Here is a 14990-nt window from a genome sequence, read left to right as displayed (position 1 = left end):
GACGGCCGAGACGGGTACCGGGGAGGAGTCGGATGCCGAGGGGTGGTCGGCGAGGGCGGGCTCTGGCTGGCCCATGACCTCACTCCGTTCGATCATGCGGGTACTCCCGCGAGGTGCTTGAGGATCGACGTGAAGAAGCCGAGCCCGTCGAGGGATGGGCCGGTCAGCGCTTCCACGGCGTGCTCGGGATGCGGCATCAGCCCGACCACGTTGCCGGCCTCGTTGGTGATGCCGGCGATGTCCCGCAGCGAGCCGTTCGGGTTGCCGCCCAGGTAGCGGGCGACGACCCGGCCGTTCGCCTCCAACTCGTCGAGGGTGCGCTCGTCGGCGACGTAGCAGCCCTCGCCGTTCTTCACCGGGATCAGGATCTCCTGGCCGGGCTGGAACGCGTTGGTCCAGGCGGTACCGGTCGACTCGATCCGCAGCACCTGGTCGCGGTTGCGGAAGTGCAGGTGCTGGTTGCGGGTCAGCGCGCCCGGAAGCAGGTGTGCCTCGCAGAGGATCTGGAACCCGTTGCAGATGCCGAGCACCGGCAGGCCGTCCCGGGCCCCGGCCGCGATGGTCTCCATCACCGGGGCGAACCGGGCGATGGCCCCGCAGCGCAGGTAGTCGCCGTAGGAGAAGCCGCCGGGCAGCACCACGGCGTCGACGCCGTGCAGGTTGGGGTCGTCGTGCCAGAGCGACACCGCCTCGGCGCCGGCGATCCGGGCGGCCCGGGCCGCGTCGCGGTCGTCCAGCGAGCCGGGGAAGGTCACCACGCCGATCCGGGCGGTCATGGATTGCTCTCCTCAGCGTGACCGGCATCGGCCACCCGGACCGAGAAGTCCTCGATCACCGGGTTGGCCAGCAGCTTGTCCGCGATCTCCCGAGCCCGGTCCAGGTCCGGCTGGCCGGTGAACTCGATCTCGATGCGCCGACCGATGCGCACGGAGGACACGTCCGTGACTCCGAGCCTCGGCAGCGCATTCGCGACGGCCTGGCCCTGGGGATCGAGAATCTCCGGCTTGAGCATGACGTCGACGACGACGCGAGGCACTGGGCACTCCTGACTGTGTACGCAGTTGGGTGCCGGCCCACGAAAGGGGCGAGCGGAGCCAGCGTACCCGGCCGACCAGCGTGTTGACGCACGGGCCGGCGCGTCGATGCCTCGATGGACCCGGTCACCCGCCGACCACCTCCGGCGGACCGGTCACCCGCCGGAGACGGTCGGAAACCGACCGCAGAGGTTCACTCTTGTGAATAGGTGACGAACAGCCTAGCCTGTGGCGTCAAACGTCCGGTTGTCTCCACCGAACGTTGACTGTCCAGATCCGTATGGCGGACATCCTCCCGTCTACGGCGGCTCACCCGACCCGGTGACCCCGGGTAAACCCCCCGGAAGGAGCCCCCCGTGCGTCTTCGCCGAACCATGGTGATGCTCGCCACCACCCTCGCCGGTGCGCTCGTCGCGCCGTCCGTCGCCTCTGCCGCCCCGGTCACCCCGTTCATCATCGGTGGCGGCACCGTCTCCTCGGCCCCGTGGGCCGCGGCCGTGTTCAGCAACGGCTCGTTCACCTGCTCCGGCACCATCATCGCGGCCCGCTGGGTGCTCACCGCCCGGCACTGCGTCAGCGGCACGATGTCGGTGCGGGTCGGCAGCGTCAACCGGTCCTCCGGCGGCGTCACCAGCGGCGTGACCGCCGCCTACGGCCGGTACGACCTCGCGCTGCTCAACCTGTCCACGTCGATCAACACCAGCTACATGCCCCTGTCCAGCGCCTACCCGCCGGTCAACTCCACCAACTCGATCTACGGGTGGGGGATGACCTGCTACAGCGGCTGCTCGGCGTCCAGCACGCTGAAGACCGCCACGGTGCAGGTGACCAGCACCAACGTCACCGACGCGTACGGCGGGCGGGCGATCCGCAGCAGCCGGATCAACGGCAACGCCTGGCGGGGTGACTCGGGCGGCCCGCAGGTCTACAACGGCGCCCAGGTGGGCGTCGCCTCCACCGCCGACGGGCGGAGCATCCAGAACTACGGCAGTGTCGCCTACAACCGTTCCTGGATCACCTCCGTCTCCGGCGTCTAGGCACCACCCATACCCTCCTCAGGGGTAGGGCGCGGACGTTCCAACTGCGTTGGGACGTCCGCGCCGCGCCGTTTCCGGGCTCGCGCGCGGTTTGGCGCGGCGGGGCCGGTGTCGGGGTCCCGCTGCCCTTTCGCGGCAGCCGCGCCGTTTCGCAAACTGAAGCGATGTGAACAGCCTTCGCAAAGCGGCCGGCCCCAGCTCTGCCAGCATCAGGTTGTGCTGGTCGTGACGACGGATCACCTACCGGGGTACGAGATCCGCGCAGTACTCGGCGAGGTCGTATCTTCCCAGGCCCGAACCCGGAACCCGTACCGGGAAGGCGTGAAGAACCTCCGTGGCGGCGCCTACGACCCCAAGGCGCCCGAGAACCTGACCCGCTGGCGTACCGACGCCGTGCAGAAGTTGGGTGAGGAGGCGACCCGGCTCGGCGCGAACGCCGTGATCGGGATGCGGTTCGACCACCGTGAGGTCGGCGAGATGTGGATGGAGCTGTGCGCGTACGGCACGGCGGTGGTCGCGGTCCGCCAGCCACCGGAGAATCCCCCCGCCGACCAGCCGACGGTGGCGGCCGAGACGGCACACCTGGCGGAGCCGCTGGACTCCGGGGCGATCGCCGAGGCGCCCAGCGCCCCGGATCTCGGCAGCGCCGCCGGCACCCCGACCCCCCGCAGCTGACCCGCGGGGAAGGGCCCCTGCTTATCGTTTCCGGTAGATAAAGGGGCCCCTTCCCAACGCCCGACTGCACGGGTCGGGCGAGTCGAAGCAGTGGCGGAGCGGGTGCCGGTCAGAGGATCGGCGCCGGGTCGTACGCGGCGGCCTCGGGGTGTGCCTCCACCACCGCGGCGATCCGGTCGGCCACGGCACGGACCTGCGCGGACGCCGCTCCGGTGAAGCCGGCGCGGTCGGCGACCAGCTCGGCTATCTCGGTGCGGGTCAGCCCGAGCCGGTCGTCGGCGGCGAGCCGGTCGAAGAGGTCGTTCTCGGCGGCGCCCTTCTCCCGCATCGCCAGGGCCACCGCCACCGCGTGTTCCTTGATCACCTCGTGCGCGGTCTCCCGGCCGACCCCGCGCCGCACCGCCGCCACGAGGATCCTGGTGGTGGCCAGGAACGGCAGGTAGCGGTCGAGTTCCCGGGCGATCACCGCCGGGTACGCGCCGAACTCGTCCAGCACGGTCAGGAAGGTCTGGAACAGCCCGTCGGCGGCGAAGAAGGCGTCCGGCAGCGCGACCCGGCGCACCACCGAGCAGGAGACGTCACCCTCGTTCCACTGGTCACCGGCCAACTCGCCGACCATCGACAGGTAACCCCGGATGATCACCGCGAAGCCGTTGACCCGCTCGCTGGACCGGGTGTTCATCTTGTGCGGCATCGCGCTGGAGCCGACCTGGCCGGGGCGGAAGCCCTCGGTGGCCAACTCCTGGCCGACCATCAGCCGGATCGTGGTGGCCAGGCTGCTCGGGGCGGCGGCGGTCTGGGCCAGCGCGGAGATCACGTCGAAGTCCAGTGAGCGCGGATAGACCTGGCCGACGCTGTCCAGTACGCGGCGGAACCCGAGGTGCTCGGCGACCCGGCGTTCCAGCTCGGCCACCTTCGCCGCGTCCCCGTCGAAGAGGTCGAGCTGGTCGGCGGCGGTACCGACCGGCCCCTTCACGCCCCGCAACGGATAGCGCTCGATCAGGTCGGTCAGCCGCTCGTACCCGATCAGCAGCTCCTCGGCGGCGCTGGCGAACCGCTTGCCCAGGGTGGTCGCCTGGGCGGCGACGTTGTGCGAGCGGCCGGTCATCACCAGGTCGCCGTGCTCGACGGCGAGCCGGGCCAGCCGGGCCAGGGCGGCGACCACCCGGTCCCGGACAAGCTCCAGCGAGGCGCGGACCTGGAGCTGCTCGACGTTCTCGGTCAGGTCCCGGGAGGTCATCCCCTTGTGCACCTGCTCGTGCCCGGCCAGCGCGCTGAACTCCTCGATCCGCGCCTTCACGTCGTGCCGGGTCACCCGCTCCCGGGCCGCGATCGAGGCCAGGTCGACCCGGTCCAGCACCCGCTCGTACGCCTCGACCACCCCGTCCGGCACCGGCACGCCGAGATCACGCTGCGCCCGGAGTACGGCCAGCCAGAGTCGGCGCTCCATCCGGATCTTCTCCTCCGGGGACCAGAGGGCGGCCAGCTCGGCCGAGGCGTAGCGGTTGGCGAGCACGTTGGGGATGCTGGTCACCCCGCCATTCTCGACCATCCCGCCCCGCCGGCCCGCCCCGGGCCGGAGCCCTTACCGGGCCGGACCGGGATAATCGCGTTGACCCTCCAGCTGCTGGAATCTCTAGCTTCGCCGGCATGGCAGCGCAGAAGAAGGTATCCCGCCAGCTCACCCTGGAACTCGACGCCGGCAACGCGGCGATGGTCGACATCGGCAAGATGCTCGGCCCGACCGGTGTCAACACCCGGCAGCTGAAGCTCGACTACGACGCCGCCACCGCCGGCCAGCGCGGCGAGATCGTGCCCGTGGTGGTCACGGTCTTCGAGGATCGCTCGTACGCGCTGCGCTACAAGACGCCGCCGACGGCGTACCTGATCCGGAAGGTGCTCGGCCTGAGTGGCGGGTCGGCACGGCCCGGCAGCCAGACGGTGGCCAAGATCTCCCGCCAGCAGCTCCGGGAGATCGCCGAGCGTAAGTTGCCGGACCTCAACACCGACGACGTGGCGGCGGCGATGCGGCAGGTCGCCGGCACCGCCCGCTCGATGGGTGTGCTCGTCGCCGAGGAATGACGATCACGGATCCGGCGACGGGTCCGGGGCGAGGTGTCCGGCGATGGATCCGGGGCGAGTGGCGATGTCGGCTCGGTGCCGGTCGAGCCGTCCCCGGCGGCCGGAGGGCTACTCGCCCCGGTCCGGCTCTCCGGGTGGGCGACCGGTCCGGATGGCCAGCCGATCCAGGTAGCCGATCTGGAGCGCGACGAAGGCCAGCAGGAACACGACGAGTAGCGGAAGCGGGAGTACCAGACTGAGGATCTCCCCGCCGGAGGATCTGAACTGCTGCGTCCACATGTTCGCGAGCAGCGGGGCCGGCGCGTTCTCCACACGGTGCACGACCAGCAGGGGCCAGAGCAGTTGCTGGGCGTGGACCAACCAGGTCAGCAGCACGGCGGCGGCCAGCATCGGCAGTGCCGGCAACAGCAGGGTACGAGCGGGATCACCACCAGAGCGCCACTTCGGCGCTAACCCCCGGAACAGCAGGGTGAAGACGAAGAGCGCTGGCACGCTGAGCCAGACCGGCGGGATCAGGCCGAGGAACGTGTCGATCTGGTCGTTCTCGCTGGCCCTCTTGAAGCCCACGATGGCCAGCGGACCGATGCCGACGAAGAGCCACGGCGCGAACGGCAGCAGCAGTAGTTCGCTCCACCGGCCCAGCGGGCGCAGCGCGCCGATGCCGAAGCCGGCCACCGCGGCCAGGCCGACCGACACCACTGCCGACACGAGCGGCGGCAGCCAGGTATCGACGAGGACCTCGGGCAGGTTGGGACCGCTGGGCGTGTCCGGGCTGCTGAAGGCGTACCGCAGCCAGGGCGCGGAGGCCCAGGCGAAGACGGCGAGCAGGACGACCAGCGCCGCGACGACGATCCCGACGAGCAGGCCGGACGGGCCACCGGCCGCACCGGGTGATGCGGCGGGCCGGTCCCGCCAGCCGTCGAAATCGATCCGGGCGCGGCTGGCCAGCAGTAATCCGGTCGCGACGAGCCCGAGTACGCCGAGTATGACCAGTAGCAGCGTGGCACTGGCGGCCCCGACTCCCAGCCGGAAGGTGACGAAGCTGACCTGTACCAAGCCCAACACCGGCGTCGTGGTGGAGCGGGTCGGTCCACCGCCGGTGAGCAGCGCCGGGGCGGTGTAGATCTGCAGCGCTCCGGCGAGGACGGCCAGGCCGACCACGCCGCCGACCGTGAGCATGGCCTGGTACGGCCAACGCCCTGGTTCCCGCCGACGCAGTGCGCTCAGGTACGCCGTCGCGGCGACCGCGACCACCAACCCGAACGAGGTCGCCGCGACCGCCCAGGCCAGCTCCCACCGTGCGCCGTCGGTGGAGAACTCGGGATCGCGGCGGTGCAGCCGCCAGCCGAGGTACACCGCGACCGGGGCGTAGGCGGCGACAGGCAGGGCGAGTACGGCCCGGGCCAGCAGCCGGGCCAGCCGGCCGGCCCGGTCGGCGACGAAGGACAACAGCGGCGCGAGCACCAACGCGAGGGCGAGAGGCAGCAGGGCGAGGAGCAGGACCAGGCCGAATTGGCTGAGAAAGCCGTCCTCGAAAAGCGTCCGGTAGTTCTCGACCCCGGCCGGTCGCGGCGCCCGGAACAGATCCTCCTCGCGGAAACTGGTCAACACCGTGGAGAAGGTCGGTACGACGTACGACCAGATCAGCGCGATCAGGGCCGGCAGCAGCAGCGCCACGCCGAGCAGCGCCGGACCCGCCGAGCCGGCTCTGGCCTGGCCCGGTGGAGGTTGCCGGGGTGGGTACTGCTGGTGCGGATGCCCGCCGGTGGATGGAAAATGCCCTGTTCCGGTCGGCTGCTCTGGATAACCCACCCCCGTGCGCCCCCTCGCCTCGCCTCGCCGGTTCCGGTTCCGGTTCCGGTGACCGTATCGATCCCCGGTCCGACGCGCGAGGAGGCCCGCGCGAACGCTCAGCGGTTGCCGATTCCGGCAATCCCGGATCAGCCAGCGGGCACTTCCGACCCCACCGGCACCGAGGACCCATCGAACGACGACGATCCGGCGGACGACGGCTCGGGGGCGGCCGGGAACTGGGCGGAGAGCCGGCGTACGCCGGGATCGGCCAGCATGCCGAGCACCGCGACCAGCACGATTCCGGCGGCGACCAGCAGCGTCGGCTTGCTGCCGATCGCCTCCGCCACCGGCCCGATGGCCATCTGGCCGAGCGGGATCGCCAGGAACGAGCCGAGCGCGTCGTACGAGTAGACCCGGGCGAGCCTGTCGGCGGGGATGTTCTGCTGCATCGAGGTCTCCCAGGCGACCGAGAACTGCTCGATCGCCAGCCCGGCCACGAACGCGGCGGCGACCAGCACGGCGACGGAGGGCATCCAGGCCAGCCCGAGCAGCAGCAGTACCCCGGCGAACATGCAGAGCACGCCGAGCAGGAGTAGCCGGCGTACCCGGATGCGCAGCGCGATCATCGCCCCGGCCACCATCCCGGTGGTCTGGGCGGCGAGCACCACGCCCCAGGCGGGTCGGCCGATCGTCTCGTCCGCCACGGCGGGGCCGAGGACGTTGACGGAGCTGGCGTAGGCGAAGTTGATCAGCAGAAAGCCGAGTACCACCACCCAGACCCAGGAGCGGGCGACGAACTCGGTCCAGCCCTCCCGCAGGTCGCGGAGCGGGTTGACCCGCTCGGTGCGGGCGGCGGCGACCGTGTGGACGCGTACCCGGGAGAAGGCCAGCCCGGCCAGCGCGAAGGTCGCGGCGTCCACCAGCAGGCCCCAGCCCGGTCCGACGACGGCCACCAGCACGCCGCCGAGCGACGCACCGCCGATCATGGCCGCGTTGATGCCGAGCCGGTTGAGCGCGTTGGCCGGCTGGAGGAGTTCGGCCGGCACGGTCTGCGGGACCAGCGCGGCGGCGGCCGGCCAGGCGAAGGCGGCCACCACGCCGTTCACGGCGGCGAGCGCGACCAGGCCCGGGATCGTCGCGGTATCGGTCAGCACCAGCGCCGCGACCGCGCCCTGGGTGAGCGCGGCGAGCGCGCAGGAGACCACCATCACCGCTTGCCGGGGCAGCCGGTCGGCCAGCACGCCGCCGAAGAGCAGGAACAACACGTGGGTCAGCGACCGCGCGCCGACCACCAGGCCGAGGTCGCGCACGCTGCCGGTGAGATCGAGTACGGCGAACGCCAGCGCGATCGGCGCGACCGCGTTGCCGAGCATGGTGGCGGCGCGGCCGAGGGCCAGATAGCGGAACGGCCGGTGCCGCAGCGGCGCGAGGACCCTGTCCCGGGTATCCACCACGATCAGTCCTCCATCCGGAACAGCGCGACGGTGGTGCTCACCCGGTTGGTGCCGGGGGTGCGCGGAGGCTTGGCGGCGGCGTGTAGTCGGGCCGATGCCTCGGCGATGGTGGTCCGGATCTCGTTCCAGGTCTCACCGTCGACCCAGAACTCCGCGTCGGTGAGGAAGTTGCCCGGGCCGCGCCGGAGCTGGGTGGCGCGGCGGCGCAGTTCGGCGGCGAGCGCCGCGTAGACGAGTTGGTGGTCGGGCGTGGACTCGGCGTCGACGGTTTCGGCGCTGCCGGCCTCCCGCCCCGGCCTCCAGTCGAAGTCGCGGGCCGCGTCGTAGCGGTAGCGCTTGGCGGCGCCGCCTCGGATGCGCTCCTCGCCAGCCACCTCGATCATCTCGGCGGCGAGCAGGTGCCGGAGGTGGTAGCTGGCGTTGGCGTGGGTGAGGTCCAGCTCGCGGGCGATCTCGGCGGCGGTCAACGCCGCTGCGGTGAGCAGGGAGAGGATACGCAGCCGTACCGGATGGGCCAGCGCCCGGAGCCGGGCGGTCGGATCCGGTGCGCCCTCGGCGCTGGCTGCGCTGTCGCCCGGAGGTCCGTCCGGGCCACTAACTCCCAAAGACATGTTTGGGAGTTTACGAGACACCGTCCCGACCATCAAACATTTGTTTGATGGCCACCGAACCGAACCGGTTATCCCGCCTGCGGAGATCGCCGGCGCGGGGCAGTTCGCCGAGCGGGTCAGCCGTCAGTGATCTTCGGATGCGCCGTCCCGGCATGGACCAGCCACACCGTCCGAGCTGGGTCGTGGACCAGGTACCAGATCCGTCCGGCGCTGGTCACCTCGTACTGCCACTGTTCGAGGCGTTGCCCGTTGTGGCTGCCCCAGGCTAGGGCGTGCTTGAGCCGGTGCTGCCGGGATGTCGACGGATGCGGCCGAGGGACGCGACGAATCGCCTCGAAGGCGGTACGGACGTTGCCCGGCGCCTGGCGACACAGTTCGTCCCAGCCCTTGGCGGCATCGCTGTTGGCGAAACGTACGTCGAACTCGTCCTCGCGCGGCGGCGGTGCCGCCCGATCCCCCCGCTTGGGGCTCATGCCACCGTCCCGGGCGCCGGCACCTCACCATGGTCCCCGTGGTGCGCCTGGGTGAGCGCCGCGGACAACTCGGGATCGGCGTAGACCTCGGCGGTGTGCTGCCATTCGACGAGCATCTGCACGACCGGGGTCATGTTGTTGACGGCGGCAGCGGCCCCGACGGTCTCGACGAACTCGGCGGCCAGTTCGTCGACCGCGTCGGCCGGGAGAAACCGGACCCAGGGAAGCACCGACGGCAGCACCCGGCGGATGAACTCGGCACCGCCGTGCTCCTTCAGCATCCCCGCCAGCAATCGGGCCGCGAGGTCGACAACCTCGCCCTCCTGCTGGGCGCGTCGGGCGGACATCAGAACCAGGTCTTCGGCGTCCCGGCGTCGCAACCGCAGCGCCCGCCCGCCGACGAGCCGGCCGGTGGTCCTGGTGGGTTGCTGGATCAGCTCGGTGAACGGCACCTCGTCCGCTGGAATGGCCACACCTCAAAGGTACCCCAGAGGTAGTCGTGCCGGCAGCGTGAGTGCCGAGTCGGGTATAACGCCGATCCGGTTAACACCCGCCACTCAACAAGGCCGATGACCGCGACCTGGACGCCAGATGCGTTACGGCACCTCGGTAACGCCTCTGGCGTCCAGGTCACCGATCCAGGCGGTCAGTCTTCGGGCGGGATGTCCTGGCGGTACTGGAGTTCGTGCAGGTGACTGCCCTTGATCAGGATCGACACCTCGACCGGACGGCCGGACCCGTCACGGATAACGCGGAACTGACGGAGGACCGGCACGTACGGCGGCAGTGCCAGCGCTTCGACCTCTTCGGTGGTGGGCATCCTCGCCGAGATCCGGTCGTGCAGATTCCGCTGCCGGTGCCCGTTGTCCGCCAGCACCCGAGCGGCGCCACCAGCGATCTTCCGACGCCCGGCCAGCTCCGTGCCCGTGGCGATCGCAGTCGGGTAGTACGACCAGGAAAGCTCCACCGGCTCGTTGCCTTGCAAAAGCAGCCGGTGCCGCATGACGGCCACATCGTCGCCCGAGTCGAGTGCCTGCGCAACCTCGGCGGATGGCACAACCTCGGCAACGTCGATCAGCCGGTACTCGTAGCCAGCCTGGGTGGGCGTGATGTAGGCGGCGGCCGCAACCACGAGCGGCTGCCGATCCCGCACGTACACGCCCCTGCCCGTTTCGCTGTAGACGGAGCCCTCTGCCTTCAATGCTCCGAGAGCGCGCTGAACGGTCGCGGTCGCCGCCTGATATGTCACCACCAGCGTCGGGATGGACGGCAACTGCGTGCCGGGCGGAAACTCACCCGCCATGATCTGGGCACGGATGTCAGCCGCAATCTGCTCGTGACGAGGCCGTCCGTCACCCACGCTGGCCACGACGGCCCTCCGTTCATCTTCGGTCGATCGACAGCTCATAACGTAGCCTGCGGCCCCACGGAACCATCGTCATCACACTTACCTCGACTGGCCGCCCATCACCGGTTTTGGACACCCGGCTCAGTCCCAGCACCCACTCGTGCTCACTCAACCCGAGCGTCGCGCGTTCCGCCTCGCTCGGCTGCCGTGCGTACACGTCCTCGCGCACCTTCGCGGGAAGGTAGCCCAACTGGCCGAGGAGCGTGATCGCACCACCCTTGATCTTCCGAGGCTCGGCAAGCGCGGTTCCCTGGGCGACCCACAACGGGTAGTAGGAATCCGTCAGTTCGACCGGCTGGTCGTCGAACAACATCAAACGACGACGCACGACGGCCCGAGTTCCAAGATCGATCTCCAGGGCCTCCGCCACCTCTAGCCCAGGCACGATCTCACTCACTCCCAGAAGGTGCTGACTGCCGACGCCGCCCTTCGCTATGGCCTCCGCACTCCAGGCGTCCGAGTCCCCGCTCGATCGCGGCGTCAGGTACGGGGTCGAGACGCTGACCCACTCCGAACTTTCCATGATCGACTCCTGTGGTGGATTCCGCCGGGGCGACGAAAGCGGCCGACACCCGTCACAGCCTAGGCCCACCCCCAGCCTTCCCGATCAACAAGAAGAGTGATCCTTGCTACCTTATTCAAAAGGCAGTAAGGTTGCCGAAGTAGGTCGGCTCATGAACTGACCCGACAGCCAGGCCGGGCCTACCGAGTGGGCGTACGGCGCCCCCAACGGTGGGTCACCGCCGTACGGGGCCGTACGGCAATACGGTTCTTCGCGCCGTGAGTTCGGTCCGGCGCGGGTGGGTCGCCGTACGTCCACATCGAGGCGACGAGAGGCGAGCCGATGACCACCTACCTGTCCAGCAGCCTTGCCGAGCGGGACGCGGCCGATGCGCAGGCCGCGTACGACATGCTCGACGCGCACGTACTCGACCGGGAGACCGGGCTCTGCCTGGTCTGTCTGACGTCCGGACCGTGCCGACCCGCCAATGCGGCGGCAAACCGCCTCGTGGAGTTGGGCCGGCAGGTCCTCACCCCCGAACCCGCGAAATACCGATCGGGCGGCTGGCTCGGCTGGCTCGGCACACTCCGGCGATCCCTGCCGCGCACCGCGCCACTGCTGACCGCCGGCTGGCGGCGCCGCCTCGGTGCGACGGCTACCGCTGCGAAGACGTGAATGCCCGGCTGCCCGACATCCGGGTCGGCGACATCCTGGAGGTCGCCGAAGGCTACTACTGCTTCGGCCTCGGCAGACTGCGCCTGGAGGTCATCGAGGTGGGCCGCCGGGAACGGCACACCGACGGACTCTGGCTCCAGCTGCGCGGGATCGAACTACAGCATCCCGGCGGGACGCGACTGCGCCAGCGGCGCGTACTGGTCCGGCTGGACGCCGTGGCGATCCGGCCGGGTCCACTGTCGCGCCGACACCAACCCGAACCACGGGCCGGCCAGCGACACCCAGAGACCTTCGACGGGACGACCGGTCCTCGTCGGGCGCACCTACCGAGACGTCCCGACTGGACCTGCGCCGGCTGCGGCGAGGACTGGCCGTGCCCCCACCAACAGGCACGATTCCTGGTCCGCTACCAGCACAACCGGCTGGCACTGCTCAGCCACCTCGGCCGGTACGCGGCACTCGCGGCCACGAACCTGCCCGACCTGTCGCCTGAGGAGTTGAGTACCCGCTTCCTGGGCTGGCCCGGCGGATCGGCTTGACCTCGGCACCGGGGCCTCGCCAAAACGCTAAAACGCTCAACATTCCAGGATCGCCACCACGCCCGAGCGGTTCGGCCCCTGCCGGGGCCGGCCGCCGACCGGGCACGGGTGAGAGGATGACTCTGCCGAGATGCCGGAGGAGGTGCTGCGCGGTGAACGATGTCCGCTTCGACGTACCGCTGTACACCCAGGCCGAGACCGCGCGCTATGTGGACATGCCTGCCTCCACGCTGCGCACGTGGACACGGGGCTATTCTCGCCGCCCGGGGCAGCGTCGGCGCAGTGCGGAAGTGGCTACCCCCGAGGCGGGTACGGTCGTCAGGGCTCGGCCCGTCGTCACCTACCTCCCCCCACCCCGTCCATCGGATCCGTCGGTTCCCTTCATCGGACTCGCCGAGGCGATGTTCCTGTCCGCGCTGCGCAAAGCGGGAGTTCCACTGCAACAGATCAGACCTGCGCTGAGCCTCGTGCAGGAGCGTCTCGGGGTCGCGCACGCCCTGGCCTCACGACGCCTCTACGCCGCAGGCGCACAGCTGCTGTGGGAGGTGTCCGAGGAAGGGGAACTCGGGTCGGGAGCACGTCGGGCCCTGATCGTCCTCCGTGACGGTCAGTACGTCTTTCGAGAGGTTATCGAGCGGTACCTCAAACGCATCGAGTACGCCGACGACGGATACGCACACAGGGTCAGACTGCCAGCCTACGAGGTGGCGCAGATTGCCGCCGACCCGCAGATCAACTTTGGCCGTCCCTTCTTCGCCGTGACGGGAGCCCCCGTCACGGCCGTGCTGGGGCGAATCCGCGCGGGTGAGTCGTTGGCCGAGGTGGCAGACGACTTCGACCTTCCCGCCGACCAGGTAGCTGAGGTAGCGGATCGAGCGGACCTGCTCGCGGCATGAGCAAACTGCGTCTCTTCCTGGATCGCAGCATCGGCACCAAGAAGATCGCCCGAGCCCTTCGCGAGCTGGGCTTGGACGTCGAGACGATTCAGGACCGGTACGGTGAGGCGGCGAGCACGGTATCCGACGAGCACTGGATCCACGATGCCAGTCGCGACCAGCGAATTCTGGTAGGGGCAGATCAACGAATCAGGTACAACCGTCTCGAACGCCGCGCCTTGTGCCTCTCCTCGGCCCGCTGCTTCACCTTTCCGCGCGGGGACCTGAGCGCCGTGGAGATGATCGATCGCCTCACCCGGCACCTATCCGAGATCGAACGCATCTGGGCTGAGATCGAAGGTCCCTTCGTCTACCACCTGACCGCGGGCGGTGTCGTCAGCATGCGCCTCGACTGCGCGGACTGCCTACCGTAGATCTCCGTCACGATCCCGCTATATCGGCTGTTTGGTTCGCCTCGATGGACGGGACCTTCCGTGCCGGCCCGAACAACCCCGCCAATTCAGCGTTCCAGGATCGCCACCACGCCCTGACCGCCGGCCGCGCAGATCGAGATCAGCCCGCGTCCCGAACCGCGCTCGGCGAGCAGCTTGGCCAGGGTCGCCACGATCCGGCCGCCGGTCGCCGCGAACGGATGGCCGGCGGCCAGCGACGAGCCGTTGACATTCAGCTTCCCGGGGTCGATCGACCCCAGCGGGGCCTCCAGGCCCAGTCCGTCCCGGCAGAACTCCGGCGACTCCCAGGCGGCCAGGGTGGCCAGCACCTGCGAGGCGAACGCCTCGTGGATCTCGAAGTAGTCGAAGTCGGCCAGGGTCAGTCCGGTCCGGGCGAGCAGCCGGGGCACGGCGTACGCGGGGGCCATCAGCAGCCCTTCGTCGCCGTGCACGAAGTCGACGGCGGCGGTCGCCGACGCACCGAGCCAGGCCAGTACCGGCAGGTTGTGCGCCCTGGCCCACTCCTCGGAGGCGAGCAGCACCGTCGACGCCCCATCAGTGAGCGGTGACGAGTTGCCGGCGGTCATGCTGGCGTGCTCGGCGTCCGGCCCCCGGGTGCCGAAGACCGGCCTGAGTTTGCCGAGCTTCTCCACGCTGGTGTCGGGGCGGAGGTTCGCATCCCGGGTCAGCCCGAGGTACGGCGTGACCAGGTCGTCGAAGAACCCCCGGTCGTACGCGGCGGCGAGCCGCTGGTGCGACCGGACCGCGAGTTCGTCCTGGGCCTGCCGGTCGACGTTCCAGCGCCGGGCGGTGATCGCCGCGTGCTCACCCATCGACAGTCCGGTACGCGGCTCGGCGTTGCGCGGAACCTCCGGCCGGAACGGCTGGGCCGGGCGCAGCCGGGCGGCGGCACGCAGCCGCCCGCCGAGCGTCCGGGCGGCGTTGATCTCCAGCAGGGTGCGTCGCAGCTCCTCGTTGACCGCCAGCGGCGCGTCCGAGGTGGTGTCCACGCCACCGGCGATCCCGACCTCGATCTGGCCGAGCGCGATCTTGTTGGCGACCAGGATCGCCGCCTCCAGGCCGGTGCCGCAGGCCTGCTGGATGTCGTACGCGGGGGTGCGCGGGTCGAGCCGGGAGCCGAGTACCACCTCCCGGGTGAGGTTGAAGTCCTTCGAGTGCTTAAGCACCGCACCGGCGGCCACCTCGCCGAGCCGCTCGCCGGCCAGGCCGAACCGGGCGATCAACCCGTCCAGGGCGGCGGCCAACATGTCCTGGTTCGACGCCTTGGCGTACCGCCCGTTGGAGCGGGCGAAGGGGATCCGGTTGCCTCCGAGGACCGCGACGCGACGTACGGCTTCCATGGTGACGCCTCCAGAACG

Annotated in this window: 18 protein-coding genes; 7 read left to right on the top strand and 11 right to left on the bottom strand. The window is 70.2% G+C overall.

Annotation, left to right across the window (positions count from 1 at the left end):
• Nucleotides 1–92: 92 nt before the first annotated feature.
• Nucleotides 93–776 (bottom strand): phosphoribosylformylglycinamidine synthase subunit PurQ, encoded by a 684-nt coding sequence (purQ, locus tag EV371_RS07675; RefSeq protein WP_130461437.1) that lies wholly within the window; start codon nucleotides 774–776, stop codon nucleotides 93–95.
• Complete coding sequence (gene purS, locus EV371_RS07670; protein WP_130461436.1) at nucleotides 773–1036, bottom strand: phosphoribosylformylglycinamidine synthase subunit PurS; 264 nt, start codon at nucleotides 1034–1036, stop codon at nucleotides 773–775. Before purS ends, purQ begins: the two co-directional genes overlap by 4 nt.
• Nucleotides 1037–1414: 378 nt before the next feature.
• Here purS and EV371_RS07665 point away from each other — a divergent pair, with 378 nt between their 5' ends.
• Together EV371_RS07665 and EV371_RS07660 are read left to right on the top strand one after the other, a co-directional pair.
• Nucleotides 1415–2071, top strand: coding sequence for a S1 family peptidase (locus EV371_RS07665; RefSeq protein WP_486484919.1), 657 nt, complete (start codon nucleotides 1415–1417; stop codon nucleotides 2069–2071).
• A 216-nt stretch (nucleotides 2072–2287) separates the two neighbouring features.
• Complete coding sequence (locus EV371_RS07660) at nucleotides 2288–2746, top strand: heavy metal-binding domain-containing protein (RefSeq protein ID WP_130461434.1); 459 nt, start codon at nucleotides 2288–2290, stop codon at nucleotides 2744–2746.
• A 109-nt stretch (nucleotides 2747–2855) separates the two neighbouring features.
• Here the strand turns inward: EV371_RS07660 and purB are convergent, their stop codons facing one another.
• Complete coding sequence (gene purB, locus EV371_RS07655) at nucleotides 2856–4280, bottom strand: adenylosuccinate lyase (RefSeq protein WP_130461433.1); 1425 nt, start codon at nucleotides 4278–4280, stop codon at nucleotides 2856–2858.
• Nucleotides 4281–4396: 116 nt separating this feature from the next.
• On the opposite strand from purB, the gene EV371_RS07650 reads away from it, so the two are divergent.
• Nucleotides 4397–4828: a 50S ribosomal protein L11 gene (locus EV371_RS07650; RefSeq protein WP_130461432.1), complete on the top strand. Its 432-nt coding sequence runs from the start codon at nucleotides 4397–4399 to the stop codon at nucleotides 4826–4828.
• A gap of 108 nt (nucleotides 4829–4936) precedes the next feature.
• On the opposite strand, the gene EV371_RS07645 is transcribed toward EV371_RS07650, so the two are convergent.
• From EV371_RS07645 to EV371_RS07615, 7 genes are all read right to left on the bottom strand, one after another.
• Complete coding sequence (locus EV371_RS07645; RefSeq protein WP_130461431.1) at nucleotides 4937–6640, bottom strand: ABC transporter permease; 1704 nt, start codon at nucleotides 6638–6640, stop codon at nucleotides 4937–4939.
• Between the two features lie 128 nt (nucleotides 6641–6768).
• Nucleotides 6769–8076 carry an MFS transporter gene (locus EV371_RS07640; protein ID WP_349337797.1) on the bottom strand — a complete coding sequence of 436 codons (1308 nt, stop codon included), beginning with the start codon at nucleotides 8074–8076 and terminating at the stop codon, nucleotides 6769–6771.
• A 2-nt stretch (nucleotides 8077–8078) separates the two neighbouring features.
• Nucleotides 8079–8687: a winged helix-turn-helix domain-containing protein gene (locus EV371_RS07635; protein WP_130461430.1), complete on the bottom strand. Its 609-nt coding sequence runs from the start codon at nucleotides 8685–8687 to the stop codon at nucleotides 8079–8081.
• Nucleotides 8688–8803: 116 nt separating this feature from the next.
• Complete coding sequence (locus tag EV371_RS07630) at nucleotides 8804–9160, bottom strand: hypothetical protein (RefSeq protein WP_130461429.1); 357 nt, start codon at nucleotides 9158–9160, stop codon at nucleotides 8804–8806.
• Nucleotides 9157–9633, bottom strand: a complete 477-nt coding sequence (locus tag EV371_RS07625; RefSeq protein WP_130461428.1) for a hypothetical protein — start codon at nucleotides 9631–9633, stop codon at nucleotides 9157–9159. The genes EV371_RS07630 and EV371_RS07625 overlap by 4 nt, the downstream gene beginning before the upstream one ends.
• 173 nt (nucleotides 9634–9806) lie before the next feature.
• Nucleotides 9807–10529, bottom strand: coding sequence for a GntR family transcriptional regulator (locus tag EV371_RS07620; RefSeq protein WP_130461427.1), 723 nt, complete (start codon nucleotides 10527–10529; stop codon nucleotides 9807–9809).
• A 13-nt stretch (nucleotides 10530–10542) separates the two neighbouring features.
• Entirely contained in the window at nucleotides 10543–11091 is a 549-nt protein-coding gene (locus EV371_RS07615; protein ID WP_130461426.1) for a UTRA domain-containing protein, read from the bottom strand.
• Between the two features lie 321 nt (nucleotides 11092–11412).
• Here EV371_RS07615 and EV371_RS07610 point away from each other — a divergent pair, with 321 nt between their 5' ends.
• The 4 genes from EV371_RS07610 (at nucleotide 11413) to EV371_RS07595 (ending at nucleotide 13593) form a co-directional block, all read left to right on the top strand.
• The gene (locus EV371_RS07610) at nucleotides 11413–11745 is read left to right on the top strand and encodes a hypothetical protein (RefSeq protein WP_130461425.1); all 333 of its coding nucleotides are present in this window, start codon (nucleotides 11413–11415) and stop codon (nucleotides 11743–11745) included.
• On the top strand, nucleotides 11742–12284 hold the full coding sequence (locus EV371_RS07605; protein ID WP_486484529.1) for a hypothetical protein: 543 nt from the start codon (nucleotides 11742–11744) through the stop codon (nucleotides 12282–12284). Before EV371_RS07610 ends, EV371_RS07605 begins: the two co-directional genes overlap by 4 nt.
• 152 nt (nucleotides 12285–12436) lie before the next feature.
• A complete protein-coding gene (locus EV371_RS07600; RefSeq protein WP_165436628.1) occupies nucleotides 12437–13180 on the top strand; it encodes a DUF433 domain-containing protein in 744 nt (247 codons plus the stop codon).
• Nucleotides 13177–13593, top strand: coding sequence for a PIN-like domain-containing protein (locus EV371_RS07595; RefSeq protein ID WP_130461423.1), 417 nt, complete (start codon nucleotides 13177–13179; stop codon nucleotides 13591–13593). The genes EV371_RS07600 and EV371_RS07595 overlap by 4 nt, the downstream gene beginning before the upstream one ends.
• A gap of 86 nt (nucleotides 13594–13679) precedes the next feature.
• On the opposite strand, the gene EV371_RS07590 is transcribed toward EV371_RS07595, so the two are convergent.
• Nucleotides 13680–14972 carry an acetyl-CoA C-acetyltransferase gene (locus tag EV371_RS07590; RefSeq protein WP_130461422.1) on the bottom strand — a complete coding sequence of 431 codons (1293 nt, stop codon included), beginning with the start codon at nucleotides 14970–14972 and terminating at the stop codon, nucleotides 13680–13682.
• Nucleotides 14973–14990: the final 18 nt, after the last annotated feature.

The sequence above is a fragment of the Plantactinospora sp. CNZ321 genome (genome assembly GCF_004217235.1).
This window is presented reverse-complemented; position numbering and strand designations above follow the sequence as displayed.